Consider the following 16,080-nt stretch of genomic DNA (forward strand, 5'->3'; position numbering starts at 1 on the left):
CATAAGGAGGTAATGTGAATGGAAAGTCATGCATCTGTGACATCGTTAGTGATTGTATTAATCGTAGCTTTTTTAACACCGATTATTTTACATCGATTAAAGTTAAATGTGATTCCAGTAGTGGTTGCCGAAATTATTATGGGTCTTATCATCGGGAAAAGTGGATTCAATCTTGTCCATCCAGATCCTTGGCTTGAAATATTATCGACGTTCGGGTTTATCTTTCTCATGTTTTTAAGCGGCGTTGAAATTGATTTTTCTGCCTTTGCGAAAAATAAAAAGAAAGAAGCACTTCCGAATGGAAAAGCTGCACCGAATACGTTTGCAGTTGCGATGGTTGTGTTCATCGGTATTTTCATTTTATCTTTAGGATTATCTTATTTATTTGTATGGGTAGGTTTTATTGATAACGCCTTTTTAATGACGTTGATTATTTCAACGATTTCATTAGGGGTTGTCGTTCCAACGTTAAAAGATGCGCATATTATGAAGTCTAATATTGGCCAAATTATTTTATTAATTGCTGTTATTGCCGATTTAGCGACGATGATTTTATTAGCGGTTTTTGCCGCTTTATACGGTGGTGGCAATAGCAATACGTGGTTGTTACTGATCTTGTTTGGTGCAGGTGTACTATTGTATTTCTTAGGGAAAAGGTTCCAAAACCGTTCCTTTATTGAAACGATGTCCAAAGGGACTATTCAAATTGGAACACGGGCAGTTTTTACGCTAATTATTATGTTAGTCGCCATTTCTGAAACCGTTGGCGCTGAAAATATTTTAGGCGCCTTTTTAGCAGGTGTATTAGTGTCATTACTATCTCCAAATACTGAAATGGTTCAAAAGCTTGATTCTTTTGGATACGGCTTTTTAATTCCGATTTTCTTTGTAATGGTCGGCGTTGAGCTAGATATTTGGACATTGTTTAAAGATCCACAAATTTTATTGTTAATACCGTTGCTATTTTTAGCGTTATTTATTTCAAAGCTTGTCCCGGTTTTTTATTTAAATCGTTGGTATGATATGAAAACAACAGTCGCCTCTGCCTTTTTATTAACATCAACACTTTCGTTAGTCATTGCTTCTGCAGAAATCGGCAAAAAAATGAACATTATTGATGCCAATATGGCAGGTGCACTCATATTAGTGGCTGTTCTAGCAAGTATTGTATCACCGATAGGGTTCCAGAAAATTTTCCCGAAACAAGAAGTGCAAAACACGAAGTTAAAAGTATCCTTTATCGGGGCCAATCAGATGACATTACCTGTAACGCGTGAATTAAATGACAATTTATATGAAGCAACCGTCTATCACACGCTACAAGATAAGCTTGATAAACAAATTTCAAAATCGTTATTTAAAATTGAAGAACTTGAAGACTACTCGATTGAAACGTTGAAAAAATATAATATTATGGAAACAGATATACTCGTAGTTGCAACAGGGAATGAGGAGCGAAATGCAGAAATTGCTTTGTTTGCGAAAGAACAAGGTGTTAATCGAGTCATTGCAAGTATTGCTTCTCTTGAACTAATCGAAGCATTGAAGGAAAAAGGAATTGATGCATTCTCTGTTTTACTATCGACGAAAATTTTGCTTCGAGCGTTAATTGAATCACCAAGTGTCATGAGAATTCTTTCTAACCAAGAGACAACTTTGTATCAAATTAATATGAACAACTATAAGTATAACGGAATTCTCCTGCGCAACTTCCCGTTTACAGGCGATGTGATCTTTGTCCGCATCTTTAGAGGAAAAGACTCCATAGTACCACACGGGGATACAGAGCTAAAGGCAGGAGACCGCCTCATCGTTACCGGTTCGCGCGAATACGTCGACGAACTGAAACGAGAGCTTGAATTTTGTGAATCGTGCTAGAAAATATGGGGCTGTCCGAAAAGTAGTATTTACGACCCCAAAATCTAAAAAAGTAGACCGAAAGAATTTGTAAAATCAACATTCTTTCGGTCTTCATTTTGGCGTAATGTCCCCTAATATGGGCCCCTTATTTTATCCCGCTCTTAACGGACAGTAAGACCCCCCTAAGTCCTGTGGATCACAAAGGCCTTTAGGTTATCCCGAAAAAAACCTCCACTGTATGAAATTTCACTTTATCCCACTCTTAAAATAATCTTTTAGTATAAATTTCGCTTTTTGTTTCTCTTGTTCAATTAAATGGTTGACTTCTTCTAACGACATTTGCTGAAATCGTTGTTTACGAACCATATGTTCAAAATTGTACGGAAATAAAAAATCAATCATCATCAACTTTTCTATTTGTGCCGACACAGGATGGATACGCTGATATTTTTCAAGCATCTTTATAAAATCACTCGCTTTAAACACATGCCTTTTCATATATCTTCTCCATAACCGATTCAAATCAACAGAAGGTAAATCATAATGAACATTTTCGAAATCAATAAGAACGATTTCATTATTATGGTTAACAATAATATTGTTTGTATGAAGATCTCCATGAACTAACGTTTGGTTTTTAAACGAATGTTTCATCAGATCCCTATACCCATTTTCTTTTAAATAATGAGAAGCTTGCATACCGATTTGTAAGAAATAAGGAACTGCTTTCGTTATTTCTTTCTCTTTTAAACGTGTTGAATGTTTATGCTTTTCATGCCACTGTAGTAGTTGGATCATATATTGATCATACTTCTTTTCTCGAGTCATATACGTATGGACTTTTATTGATGGAGGATAATTCAAATGATAGGAGTGAGAATGCAACAAAGAAGCTGTCTCTACAAGAATCATTAAGTCGTCAAACCTTTTAAATGAATAAGTAGATCCTCTAATCCATTCATAGAGAGAAAAACACAAAGTCTCATGTGTAAAAGAATAATTTCCACATTTATCGCTCATTGGCTCAGCAAGCTTTATTCCTTTTTGTTTCAACAACAATTCGGTTTGAATAATAAACATTTGCTTCGTGTTGGGGATGGACAGTCCCTTTAACGCGTACATATTTCCATCTTCTGTTATCACCTGATAAACGAGACAAGATTCAGGTTCATATTTTATTTCAATCATTTTCCTTACATCTAATCCGTATCTTTTTTTGACGATGCGTTTAAGTTCATCAATGCTCATATTGTTCATTCCTTTTCATACAGATGGAATATATTATGATATGAAGAAGAAAATGAAAAGTTTCAACATTCATTAACGGTTCAGCGTTCACTTTTCATCAAACCACTCATAAATTAAAAGGGAGTATTTTTGAAAAAGAAGGAGGTAATGGGGTGTCTAATCATGATAGGAATCTGAATAGCTCACAAATAACCATTGTTATCCCAACGTATAACCGAGCGCATCTCCTTACCAATGCTCTCGAAAGTGTATTCAATCAAAGTTTGCAAAATTGGAAGCTGCTCATTATTGATGATGCATCAACGGACGATACAGAGAGTATGATTCAATCATATATGAATAAAGACAATCGAGTACATTATTATAAGATGGAACAAAATAAAGGGGTTTGTCATGTTTTAAACAAAGCATTAGATTTAGTGGATACTGAATATATGGTGCAATTAGACAGTGATGATTGGCTTGAAAAGGACGCTCTTGAGGAATTGCTAAAAAACATGGAACGAGAACCGAAAACAACCGCACTTGCATATGGAAATCACAAAGCCTGTCGAGAAAGAGGGAATGGGATACTCATTAAACAAAGAAGTTTTCGTACACCAGACAAATACGACTTAATTTGTTACACACATATGTTTTATCCTCGTTTTTATCGAACGAGTTGTTTAAGAGATGTTGGAGGGTGGGAAACGTGCGATAAATATGGTGGCAGGTACATGGAGGATAGGCGAATTCTTTTTAAACTTATTGAGAAATATGACTTTTTATGGATTGATAAACATTTGTATAACTTAAACCGCTATAACGATAAACGACTAACGATAAAAGAAAACCGCCCAAAATATATCGAATTAAAACAAGACTTGATTAAAAAGATGTTGAAAAAATGGGGAGATGAGTTTGAACCAGAGTTCTCCACGAAGACAGGATGGTTACGAACAAAGTTAATCCCTAAAAAGAAACAGAGCACATAATTTAACATCAATGCCTCCTCACCTTTCTTAAGTCATTGATACTTTATGAAGCATCTATAGACTTTGCGATTCAGGATAACATGAATAGCGAGTCGATGTATTTTCGGAAAAGTTTAGCTGTATGTTTCAAAATGAACAAAGTGAACTTGAAGGGGGGATATTCATGAATCGCCATGTGAAAAAAATAGGCCATGTTACGCGTAAATATCTTCCATTAACAGAAACATTTGTGCATCAACAAATTATCCGAAATAAGTGGTTTCAAAATATTGTTTTCACAAAAAAAATGATAAATGAGGATCGGTTTCCCGTTGACCATTTAATAAAAGTTGATAATGAAAAGGAATTACAAACAGCTTTAGAAGGAAACCGTATCGAATTAATCCATGCCCACTTCGGTCCCAGCGCTCTTTATACATTACAGGCTAAACAATCATTAGGCATTCCAATGCTTACGTTCATTCATGGGTATGATGCGAAAAAATATCCCCTTTCTAAAAGAGAAAATTTGCGAAAGTATCATGATTTGTTTAACAAGTGTGAGGCATTTGCTGTTCCTTCAAAGGCAATTAAAAAAGAACTCCTTTCTTTAGGTTGCCCGAATGAAAAAATAACTGTTCATCACTTAGGAATAGATGTTGATCAATTTACGTTCCGTCCTCGTAAACTAGATGGAAAAACGATACGATTAATTTCCGTCGGCAGACTTATTGAAAAAAAAGGTCACCATCATTTAATAGAAGCACTTTCCATTGTGAAAAACAACGTTCCAAATTTTCATTTAACGATTATCGGCGAAGGGTCTATGCGTCATACATTAGAAAAATTGATCGATAAATTTCACTTACAAAATGAAATTACATTATTAGGACAACAATTTCACCATCGTGTACTTGAAAAACTAAACGACTCTCATATTTTTTGTTTGCCAAGTGTAACGGAAAAAAACGGCAATATGGAGGGACTACCTGTATCTATACTTGAAGCACAAGCTATGGGATTGCCCATTATTTCTACTAAACATAGTGGAATACCAGAAGGAGTTGTGGATGGAAAAAGCGGATTACTTTCTAAAGAAGGGGACATTGATGAACTAGCCAAAAACTTAATCACACTTATGAATGATACAGGTGTTTGGGAGGAATTTGGTTTTACCGGACGAAAGTGGGTAGAAAAACATTTTCATGCCGATAAACAAGCACTCGAATTAAAAACTCTATACGATCGGATACTGGAAGGTGAATTCACTTGAAAATTTGTTTTTATTATTATTTTCCTAAATATAAACCGAAAGGAGATGTTCTTCAATTTTTAACTTTACTTAAAGCTTTTGATCAAAAGGTAGAAGAGCTTTCAGTTGATGTGAAGAAAAAATATGTTGTCGATTGTGTATTGCCGTTTGAATTTACAAATGGTCAAGATGGATATGATTTTAAAAATGTTACGTTTCATCAAACGGAAAAAAAACAAATAACGGAAAAAATCATCGAATTAAATGAAAAAAGAGATTATGATTTTATTTTTGTTCGTGGGCGAAAGGAAGCGATTGATCTTATCGAAGCGAAGAAAAAGTTTGCGGAGAAGCTTCTTGTTCTTTCGATCCATTACGATCTAACAGATGACCACATCATGAATGAAATGCTCTTTGTTCTTCACCATTCAAGAATGATGTTTTTCCAGTCAGAACCATGGGCTGAACGTTTTAAATCATATGTTGCCAAACAAAACTTCTCGCTTCACCAGTTAACGAAAAAAATTAAAGTACTTCCACAATTTGTAGAACGAACTAAAGACGATTTTCCAATGAATCGAGCGTCACCTCCCCACTTAATTCAAGCTGGAGTCATACGACAGAGATATGGTCTTGAAACAGCTTTAATCGCAACAAAGCTCATTCGAAAAAAATACCCGGATGTTTTTTTACATTTCGTCTACCCTTCCATTGAAAAAACGTATGTTGACAAAGCAAAAAAAATTCTTGAAGAAAAAGAAGTGATTGATCATGGGGTTGCTTCTTTATGGAAAACGAAACAGTTGATTTTGAATGCTGGGGTTGGTTTAGCCTTAATTTTTGATGATACTAGGAATAAAAATCCAACATTTTCTTATTTAACTAGAATACTAGAATATTCAGTATTAGGGATCCCGGTCATGACAACGAAAACAATTGGTAATGTTCATTTGTTCGGTGAGGACTACCCATTATTTGTAAAAGATGAGCAAGATATTTTACAGTGCTATGAAAATTTATTAAATCCTCATTTTTATCAAAAAATGAGCCATTTTGTTTCTGATATAGGAAAAAACTTCACTCCACATGTTGCCATTAAGCAATTTTGGAACACTATTCATGAAGAGTTGGAAAAAGGGAAATCCCACTCTTAATGGGGAGTATGACCCCCACCTTCAAGATTTTGCAGAAGATAAGTACCTCACTGATGGGGGCAATTTCGTTCGAATTCAGAAAGCACACTTATACCGTCTCGAAAAATAGGGAATAACTGAATCAAGAAGGAAAGTGTTGTCAGGATAAACAAGCAAATGCTATAATTATGACTAGGTACTAATAACATGTAATAAAAATTAGGAGGATTAACAATGAATCTCTCTTTCGAAGGTAAAAATATTGTGGTAATGGGTGTTGCGAATAAACGTAGCATTGCTTGGGGAATTGCCCGTTCTTTACATGAAGCTGGTGCTCGATTAATTTTTACATATGCTGGTGAGCGTATGGAAAAGTCTGTACGTGATCTTGCCGAATCACTTGGTCGCGAAGATTATATCGTTCTTCCATGTGATGTAACGAACGACGAAGAAATTGAAAAATGCTTTGCCCAAATTAAAGAAGAAGTTGGCGTTGTGCACGGTGTAGCACACTGTATTGCTTTTGCTAACAAAGAAGAGTTACAAGGCGAATACTTAAATACGACGCGTGATGGCTTTTTATTAGCTCACAACATTAGCTCTTACTCGTTAACAGCGGTGGCAAAAGCAGTTCGTCCACTTATGACAGAAGGTGGAAGCATCGTTACGTTAACATATTTAGGCGGCGAACGTGTCGTTCAAAACTACAACGTAATGGGTGTGGCTAAAGCTTCACTTGATGCGAGCATGAAATATTTAGCGAATGATTTAGGAAAAGAAGGAATTCGTGTAAACGCAATTTCTGCTGGCCCAATTCGTACATTATCAGCAAAAGGTGTTAGCGACTTCAACTCAATTTTAAAAGAAATTGAAGAACGTGCTCCACTTCGCCGTACGACAACACAAGAAGAAGTTGGCGACGCAGCTTTATTCTTGTTCAGTAACTTATCACGTGGAATTACAGGTGAAATGCTTCACGTTGACTCTGGTTACCACGTACTTGGCTAATAAACAAAAAAAGGTGCCCAAAAGGGGTACCTTTTTTCGTAGCAGAAAGATTTCTCAAGCAAAAAAGCGTAAGCGCGTCCCTCATGCGGTTGCGTTCTTTTTTAATGGACTTGCAGATATCTTTCATGACTTGCGGACTATTTTCATAACTTGTGGCGTTATGACCCAAACTTGCGGATACACTTAAAAAATAATCCTATATCCTCTTACAACTCGACCGCTCTTTTAGAATGGTTCAGCTTTACTTGCAAAACCTTCCAAAGTAATCCAGCAGATATAATAAATAAGAAGGCAGTGACCCAAAAGACTGCTGGTATCGTAAACATGGAGGCAATCATACCGCCGAGCACTGGACCTAAGACATTGCCAAGAAAGCGAAAGCTTGTATTATAACCCATCAATTCGCCTTGCATCGCAACAGGTGCCTTATTTCGGATAAATGCTGTAATGGATGGGATAATGCCACCAAGTGCAATCCCATATAAAAAGCGGAAAAGTACAAGTTGCCATAAACTTGTCGCAAGTGCTTGTGGAATAAAAAAGACCGCTCCAAGAATGAGTAAAATAATGAGTACTCGTTCATACCCGATTTTATCGCCAAGCTTTCCCCATTTTCTTGCCGCAAGGAGATTGCCCGCTCCGGTTGCTGAAAAGGCAAGTCCAGCAAAAAAAGCAATATGACTAGGGCCATGAAGTTCTGAAACATATAACGCTAATAGCGGTTGAATACTAAAATTGCCAACTTGAATGAGTAATGTTAACAACATGACGGTTAATAAAACAGGATCTTGGAATATAACTTTTAAAACGTCTTTCTGAGAATAACGTTTTTCGTCTTTATTCACTGTAACTTTTGGTTTTTCTTGTACACCGAAAAACACCATGACGACTGTCAAATAGATGACAAAAGCTGTAATGAAAAAAGAGTACTGAAACCCAAATTGGTCAGCTAACATGCCACCCACAATCGGACCGAACAGCCCTCCAGAAACCGTTCCCATCTGCAAAGTTCCGAGCGTTTTACCTGCCGTTTCTTTTTCTGTTTGGCTTGAAATAAAAGCAAGTGAAGTAGGAATAAATCCTGTCACAAGCCCCATCCCCATGCGTAGAAAAAATAATTCGTATACAGATTGGACATAGCCCATTAATAAGATACTTGTCGCAATGCCGGTTCCTGTAATAAGCAATATTTTTTTATACCCGTTACGATCGGCAAAGCGTCCCCAAAGTGGTGAGACGAAAAAGGCCATTAAAAAGGTAATGCCAAAAACATAGCCAGACCATCTTTGTACAAAATCATGTGAATAAGGCGCAAGCTCTTCAATGTAGAGTGATAAAAACGGCAATATCATCGTGGCACTTGAGGCAACAAAAAAATTGGCAAGCCACATAATGATAAAGTTACGTTTATTCGGACAAATAAAATCACCTTCTTATATCTCACTTTTATGAGCAGTAAGACCCTTACCTCAAGGTTCTGTAGTAAAGCGAAACTGCTCGTAAAGGGCCTAAAATAAAGAACGCAGACTAAGAGAGCCATGTCTGTGTAACCCACATCTTTAGATCATCCCACAACATTCAGTGGGGACGAAATAACCCTACTGAATGAAGTTTCACTTTATCCCATTATAACGAATGGCTCATCTTTCGCCCAATAAAATAACTTATTTTCCCTTAGTAGAAGAGTTGAAAGAGGCAACAATGAGTGTCCATTCCAATTTCACAATTCCATCACAATATTTGTGGCTACTTGTGAAGTAAATCACATTATGTTGCTTGTTTTATAGTTAGTATGAAAAATGAAAACAGTTAAGGGGGGAAAAAAGTGAATAAACCTTTCGTTCATTTTATTATTAGTGCCGTCATCGGCCTCGGTTTAGGATATTTGGTTTACAATGTTCTCGGTTTTGGAAATGATTCGGATACAGAAGTTGCTGTACAGGATCAGCAAACAACCGATCGTGCTGAAACTGAAGATGAAACGGCCGACACAACTGCTGATGAAAGTACAGAAAGCGTTTCGGCTAGTGAAAACATTCTTCAAACAAAAGGATGCTTAGGATGTCACTCTGTTAATGGTTTAAATCTCCAAGGAGGAGCAACTGGCCCTGACTTATCTAAGGCGATTACGGAGGTGGAAGGAAAACATGGTAAGCCTTTGGAGGAATTTCTGAAGGAACCAACCTCAGCGGTAATGTCCGGAGTGATTGGCGGAAATCCGCTAACAGAAGAAGAGATTAGCCAAGTGGTCGATTTGCTTAAACAGGCTTCAGAATCAAACTAACGATTAAAGGTGGTGCCATGCATATGAAAAAATGGGTCCCTGCTGCGTCCGGCCTCCTTGCAGGCTTTGTGGCAGCAACAATATTTTTTGCAGATTTTTCCTCTGGCCCTAAAGGTGATGCAGCAAACAGTTCAGCTAATAAAACAAACGCGGAAAAGGTTTATGTCCCATATGGAGAAAAAGATGAATACTATTTATTCGCATCAGGCGGACATTCTGGACAAATGTTCATTTATGGAGTGCCTTCTATGCGTCATATTCGTACAGTACCTGTATTTTCGCAAGACTCTGCAACGGGCTATGGATGGGATAAACATACAAAAGAGATGATGGGCGGTTATACTTGGGGAGACCTTCACCATCCAGCATTTTCTGAAAAAGATGGCGATTACGATGGGAAATACATGTTTGCAACGGATGTAGGGAATAGCCGTGCAGCAGTCATGAATCTGGAAACGTTTACAGTTAAAGATATTATTGAAGTACCTAATACGAGTGGACCGCACTGTGCCGCTTTTGTTACATCAAATACGGAATATATGTTCCTTCCAACGAGATTTTCTGTACCAATTGGACGAGAATATGCACCTCTTGATGAGTATAGCGATAAATATCGCGGTGTAATGTCTGCTGTTACATTCGATGAGAAAAAAGAAAAGTTGAATATTGCTTATCAAGTGGCTCTTCCGCCATGGTCTTATGATTTATCGGATGCTGGGAAAAAGATGTCTGCTGATTGGGCCGTTATGACGACGTATAACACAGAAGAAGCGACGACCAATCTCGAAATTAATGCCTCACAAGCGGACCGTGATTTTATCGTTCTGTTCAACTGGAAAGAGCTTGAGAAAATGGTCAAGGATGGCCAATATGACGAAGTAACTGGACAAAAGATGATTTTTCCTGAAAAGCATAAAGGCGGGATTTATCTTGTTCCTGTTGCAAAATCACCGCATGGAGTCGATGTAACGCCAGATGGCACTCGTTTTATTGCTTCTGGGAAACTGGCACCTGCTATGACCGTTTTTTCTTTCGAAAAAGCATTTGCAGCGATTGAGAAAAAAGACTTTGCTGGTGAGCGTAACGGAATTCCTATCTTAAAATATGAATCTGTCATGGAAAGAGAAGTGGACCCTGAAAATGCTCTTGGCCCTCTTCATACACAGTTTGACGAAAAAGGGATGGCTTATACAACGATGTTCATTTCTTCTGAAATTGTGAAATGGGATCCAAATACTGGTGAAACGCTTGATCGTGTACCGGTTCAATATTCACCTGGACATGCTGTTTCAGCTGAAGGAGATACAGTCGACCCTGATGGGAAATATCTTATTGCGCTCAATAAGATTGCCAAAGACAGCTACTTATCTGTAGGACCTTCCCATCCAGAGTCCATGCAGCTTATTGATCTTTCCGAAAAGAAAATGGAAGTCATTCAATCTGCACCTGTTAACCCTGAGCCTCACTACGCTCAAATGATTAAGGCAGATAAAATTAAAACCATTTCTGTTTATCCAAAAGACGAGAACAATCCAGATGCGGTATATAACCAGGATGAAACGAAAATTGTCCGTAAAGGAAACGAAGTACATGTTTATGGAATTGCCATGCGTTCAAAGTTCATCTTTGATGCAAAGGCAGAACGCCCGGATCAAATTGAAGTGAACGAAGGTGACAAAGTAGTTATTCACTTAACAAATATCGACTTTGATCAGGATATCACGCACGGATTTGCTATTAACGGATACGATATGAACATTGAGGTGCAGCCTGGACAGACTAATACAGTTGAGTTTACGGCTGATAAACCTGGTACTTTTCCTATCTATTGTTCAAACTTCTGCTCTGCACTGCATCAGGAAATGACGGGTTACTTCCTCGTGAAACCTAAAAACTAAGATGAAGAAGGGTATCAACCGAGTTGATACCCTCCCTTCCATTATGGAAAGGTGTGAAATAAATGAACACGAAAAGACTTTCATCTATTTCTTCTATTCTCATTATTACAGCGGCGATCTTAATTGCAGCTTCCATGTTTTTCCCGTGGTGGGGTATGCGCTTTTATGCACCACAATACCCTGAAGGTTTAAATATTATTGTGTATCCAAACAAGCTCGAAGGAGAAATTGATATCGTTAATGGTTTGAATCATTACATTGGAATGAAAAACTTTAGTGAAGATAATTTTCCTGAATTGAATTTCTTGCCGTATCTTATTGGAGGGTTAGCGCTATTTACACTGATTACTGGTTTACTTAGGAGTAAAAAGATGCTTTATATCCTCATAGGGCTTTTCACTGTCGGCGGAATGCTTGGTGTGTGGGATTTATACAGATGGTTGAAAGATTTCGGTACTAACTTAAACGAGACGGCTCCCATTACTATTGAACCATTTATTCCTCCGCTTATTGGCGAAAATACTTTAGCTAATTTTGTGACGGAAAGCTATTTAGGTAGTGGATCTTTTATCGTTTTAGCAGCATTCATTCTTTTGCTATGCCCTTTATGGAAGGACCGTAAAAAATGAAACGAAAATGGTTTTTTCTATTTTTTGTGGTGTTTATTCTCCTTAGTTTTCCGGAAAATGGATCTGCATCTGATAACTTGCAGCATTTAATTGATTCGGCAGAAGAAGGAGCGGTTATACAGTTAGAAAATAAAACATACGAAGGAAATATTGAGATTCATAAAACGGTAGAAATGATCGGAGGAAATCAAACTATTATTAAGGGAGACGGGACAGGGAATGTGATTTCGGTTCGAGCTCCTGGCGTTAAGCTTCGGAATCTTACCGTTATGAACAGCAGCATGAACCGGAACTCGTCTGAAGAATACGCAGCAATAAAGATTTATTCCAATGATAACGTTCTTGACCATATCCAATTAAAAGATTTTTTTCATGGCATTTATTTAAGCCAGGCACACAACAATACGATTCAAAACTCGGAAATCAAAGGTCTTGGCAAAGGTGAAATCGCCAGTCAAGGAAATGGACTGCATGTTTATTATGCAAACAACAACACGCTGAAAAATAACCGAATTGAAGGAACAAGAGACGGGATGTTCTTCGATTATGCGAATAATAATACAATTACGGATAATCGTATTAGCGATACCCGCTACGGCCTTCATTACATGTACTCAGACGAAAACAGTTTTAAAGACAATATTTTCACTTTTAATACCGGAGGAGCTGCGATCATGCATTCTAGTCGAATAAAGCTAACCGGTAATCAATTTATATTCAATTATGGACACCGATCTTTTGGACTGTTGCTTCTTGCTACGAATGATGTGGAGGTTTGGGGAAATACGTTCTTTCTCAATCAGCGAGGTCTTTATATCGATCAAGCGACTGCAAGCTCGATCAAGAATAACCGTATCATAAAAAATCAAATTGGGATTGAGCTTTGGGCGAGTTCCAATCATCAAATATTTTCTGGGAATCAAATTCATGAAAATACAATTCCCGCTGTAAGTTTAGGTGGGCATGGACAAAACAGCTGGAGTGATCAAGGAATAGGGAATGACTGGGGCAAAACATTTTCTGTCATTGATTTAGACGAGAACGGGTTAGGTGACGAGCCAGTCATTTATCATTCCTCTTTACACGAGCTCATAGAGGATCAAGAACTAACTTATTTATTTTTGAAAAGTCCGGCTATCGCCGTTTATGAAAAAATGAATGCACTACTTAACAACAACAAACCGATATTTGAAGATCCTTATCCGCTTGTTCCTCGTCATGATGGCAAAAACGTGTGGATTTGGATGTTAATAGGGATTGTCATCCTGGCAATTTTAATAAAAGGGAGAAATTGGCTATGCATTATGTTTGGAAGGAATGGAAGGAAAATGTAAAAGGAACGGGACTGTGGCTGTCCTTTGGAATTATCATCTTAGTATCGATCATTATATTACTCAAGTCATCAGCTCTTCATGATTATCAAGGCTTCCTTGTGTTACTACTAAATTTATTCGAAACGAATCTGTACTTTATACCCATTTTATGCATGTTTTTAGGGGCGTTCTCCATTTTTCAAGAGAAAGAGCAAAAAACGTTAATTATGCTCTTAACAAACAAAGATAGTTATGTAAGCTTTTTGTTTAAAAAAAGCTTGGCTGTACAAATTGTCTTAATCGTGCCTGTCCTTTTATGGTTTATTGTTTATATCGTTCCTTTAAAAATGTATTTTGATTTAAATGGAGGACAGTACATCATTTTTTTAGCTTCTCAGCTTACTCTTATACTAATTTTTACGCAGCTTGGAATATTCATAGGAAGTATTAGCCGCTCCCGAATGCAAATTACAGGATCTGTTATTCTATTGTGGTTTTATCTTTTCTTTTTACACGATTTTCTATTACTTTCTTTATTGCCTTCAGTTTCGTATGAAAACGTTAAATTATTTTCCCTTGCCTATTTTATCAATCCATTCCAAGCAACAAGAGTTTTTCTGGAAACGGGTCTTGGGATCTATTCGTTCGGCCATATGTCAAAGTTGCTCAAGTCATTTATGTGGGCAAAACCTGCTGTCTTCTTAATAGGGAATATCAGTTTTACCGTTCTCTTTTCATTTTTATTAGCGGTAGTCTTTCATCGTAAGGAGGGAACAGAATGATCGAAATAACAAAGCTCACCCAATCTTTCGGAAAAAAGCTCGTTTTAGACAATGTAAACTTGACGATTCAAGCAAACGAAATTTGTGCACTCGTCGGCCGAAACGGTGCAGGAAAATCTACCTTAATTAATAGTTTGCTAGGCTTACTTCCATTTAAGCAAGGCTCGATACGAGTAAAAGGTATAGATATTTCAAAAAAGAAGAGAGCTTCAAATGAAATAGCTTATTTGCCGGAAAAGTTTATGCTTTACCCTTCTTTGTCTGGTCTGGAAAATATGCTTTTCTTTGCACAGGTGGGCTCAAAGAAGGTGGATATGGAACGCATCAAACAATTACTCATATCCGTTTCTCTTTGGGAGGAGCGGAACAAACCGATAAAAAATTACTCAAAAGGGATGCTTCAACGTCTCGGACTTGCGATTACACTTTATCAGGAATCTGACATTTTAGTTCTCGATGAACCGACAAGCGGCATCGATCCAATGGGAAGGCAAGAAATTCTTCAAGTTTTGAAATCGCTAAATGAAAAAACTATTCTTTTATCTTCTCACCACTTAGATGAAATTAGGCAATTATGTACCCATGTTGCCTTTCTAGATAACCATCAAATCGAAAAGTTCACGGTTGCTGAATTCCTGAAAGCTAAAAAATTAGGAGTGGATAATCAATGAAACGATACACATTTGGAATTATTTTTATTCTTGCCATAATCTTATCCGGGTGTAATTCGGAACAAACCATTGAAGTGAAAATCAATAAACCCCTTGTTTTCCAAAAAGATAAAGCCTCTCCATTTGAGGTGAAAATTACGGATGGGGAAAAGCCATTAAGTGATATGAAAGCAACGGCTGGGTTTTCCATGAAGAATATGGATCACGGGCATCATGAGATAACTTTGAGTGAAAAGGAAGAAGGAATTTATACAGGAAGCATTGAATTGCCGATGGAAGGAGAATGGGAGATCTTCATTTCTGTAGAAAAAGACGGGAAAGTTACAGAAAAAATTATTGAATATGATGTGAAAAAAAGAGAAGGCGTTGCTCTTATTAACGGTGAATGGATTACAGAAAAAGACTTGGAATTTTACCGTTTTATTAATAAACTGCACATCGCCATTAGTAGATCTCAGGATGAAGAAACGTATAAAGGCAAGGCTTTAGAAGAAGCTTTAGCTTACTGGGATACACAAGAGAAATTAAATGAAGATCAAAATCAATTAATAACACAAATAATCCGTCTCCGTTCCATGGCCTTTTTAGCTATTGAAAAAGGACATCAAGTTACAGAAGAAGAAGTGAAGGAAGAAGTGAAGAAAGTTCAATCTCAATATAACCAGTTTGATGTAGCGAAAAAAATGATTCATGAATACGGAGACCAAAAATTTTGGGATAAACAGCAAAAACAGTATGAGCTGATTGTCCTTTCTCAAAAAGTACAACAGGACTTAGTGGAAAAAGTAAAAAAAGAAAACCCTAATGTGAATGAGCAAGAAATTTATTATCTTGCGGAAAAACAATATGAGGAGCTTCTCGTCTCACAAGTAAACTCTCTCGATATTGAAATTTTTTAATGGGAGTAAAGACTTTGTTCTGAACATTAGCTTCTAACGAGTTGAGTGAGGAAGGACACGAAACGATTTGTCATATTCAAATCGATAAAAGCATACACTTTGTTGAATGGAATGAAGATGAAGGTGCTCCATTACAATGGTAAAAACGAG

At 37.1% G+C, this 16,080-nt stretch carries 14 protein-coding genes; 12 read left to right on the forward strand and 2 right to left on the reverse strand.

The window, feature by feature from the left end:
- Positions 1–18 precede the first annotated feature (18 nt).
- Positions 19–1,878 (forward strand): monovalent cation:proton antiporter family protein, encoded by a 1,860-nt coding sequence (locus tag MLD65_RS08105; protein WP_243291370.1) that lies wholly within the window; start codon positions 19–21, stop codon positions 1,876–1,878.
- Between the two features lie 228 nt (positions 1,879–2,106).
- Here MLD65_RS08105 and MLD65_RS08110 read toward each other — a convergent pair whose 3' ends face one another.
- Positions 2,107–3,108, reverse strand: coding sequence for a phosphotransferase (locus MLD65_RS08110; protein ID WP_243291371.1), 1,002 nt, complete (start codon positions 3,106–3,108; stop codon positions 2,107–2,109).
- A gap of 152 nt (positions 3,109–3,260) precedes the next feature.
- On the opposite strand from MLD65_RS08110, the gene MLD65_RS08115 reads away from it, so the two are divergent.
- The 4 genes from MLD65_RS08115 (at position 3,261) to fabI (ending at position 7,454) form a co-directional block, all read left to right on the forward strand.
- Positions 3,261–4,082: a glycosyltransferase family 2 protein gene (locus MLD65_RS08115; RefSeq protein ID WP_243291372.1), complete on the forward strand. Its 822-nt coding sequence runs from the start codon at positions 3,261–3,263 to the stop codon at positions 4,080–4,082.
- Between the two features lie 163 nt (positions 4,083–4,245).
- Entirely contained in the window at positions 4,246–5,334 is a 1,089-nt protein-coding gene (locus MLD65_RS08120; protein WP_243291373.1) for a glycosyltransferase, read from the forward strand.
- A complete protein-coding gene (locus MLD65_RS08125; protein WP_243291374.1) occupies positions 5,331–6,467 on the forward strand; it encodes a glycosyltransferase family protein in 1,137 nt (378 codons plus the stop codon). Before MLD65_RS08120 ends, MLD65_RS08125 begins: the two co-directional genes overlap by 4 nt.
- Before the next feature lie 213 nt (positions 6,468–6,680).
- Complete coding sequence (gene fabI, locus MLD65_RS08130; protein ID WP_243291375.1) at positions 6,681–7,454, forward strand: enoyl-ACP reductase FabI; 774 nt, start codon at positions 6,681–6,683, stop codon at positions 7,452–7,454.
- 206 nt (positions 7,455–7,660) lie between these two features.
- Here the strand turns inward: fabI and MLD65_RS08135 are convergent, their stop codons facing one another.
- Positions 7,661–8,845: an MFS transporter gene (locus MLD65_RS08135; RefSeq protein WP_243291376.1), complete on the reverse strand. Its 1,185-nt coding sequence runs from the start codon at positions 8,843–8,845 to the stop codon at positions 7,661–7,663.
- 434 nt (positions 8,846–9,279) lie between these two features.
- On the opposite strand from MLD65_RS08135, the gene MLD65_RS08140 reads away from it, so the two are divergent.
- From MLD65_RS08140 to MLD65_RS08170, 7 genes are all read left to right on the forward strand, one after another.
- Positions 9,280–9,738: a c-type cytochrome gene (locus MLD65_RS08140; RefSeq protein WP_243291377.1), complete on the forward strand. Its 459-nt coding sequence runs from the start codon at positions 9,280–9,282 to the stop codon at positions 9,736–9,738.
- 23 nt (positions 9,739–9,761) lie between these two features.
- Positions 9,762–11,636, forward strand: coding sequence for a Sec-dependent nitrous-oxide reductase (gene nosZ / locus MLD65_RS08145; RefSeq protein WP_243291378.1), 1,875 nt, complete (start codon positions 9,762–9,764; stop codon positions 11,634–11,636).
- Positions 11,637–11,698: 62 nt separating this feature from the next.
- Positions 11,699–12,265, forward strand: coding sequence for a hypothetical protein (locus tag MLD65_RS08150; protein ID WP_243291379.1), 567 nt, complete (start codon positions 11,699–11,701; stop codon positions 12,263–12,265).
- Positions 12,262–13,599: a nitrous oxide reductase family maturation protein NosD gene (nosD, locus tag MLD65_RS08155; protein ID WP_243291380.1), complete on the forward strand. Its 1,338-nt coding sequence runs from the start codon at positions 12,262–12,264 to the stop codon at positions 13,597–13,599. Before MLD65_RS08150 ends, nosD begins: the two co-directional genes overlap by 4 nt.
- Entirely contained in the window at positions 13,563–14,360 is a 798-nt protein-coding gene (locus MLD65_RS08160; RefSeq protein ID WP_243291381.1) for an ABC transporter permease subunit, read from the forward strand. The genes nosD and MLD65_RS08160 overlap by 37 nt, the downstream gene beginning before the upstream one ends.
- A complete protein-coding gene (locus MLD65_RS08165) occupies positions 14,357–15,031 on the forward strand; it encodes an ABC transporter ATP-binding protein (protein ID WP_243291382.1) in 675 nt (224 codons plus the stop codon). The genes MLD65_RS08160 and MLD65_RS08165 overlap by 4 nt, the downstream gene beginning before the upstream one ends.
- Positions 15,028–15,930, forward strand: coding sequence for a FixH family protein (locus tag MLD65_RS08170; RefSeq protein WP_243291383.1), 903 nt, complete (start codon positions 15,028–15,030; stop codon positions 15,928–15,930). The genes MLD65_RS08165 and MLD65_RS08170 overlap by 4 nt, the downstream gene beginning before the upstream one ends.
- The last annotated feature ends 150 nt before the right edge of the window (positions 15,931–16,080 follow it).

It is taken from the genome of Bacillus sp. FJAT-47783 (assembly GCF_022808615.1).
In the GTDB taxonomy this organism is placed as follows: Bacteria; Bacillota; Bacilli; order Bacillales; family Aeribacillaceae; genus Bacillus_BZ.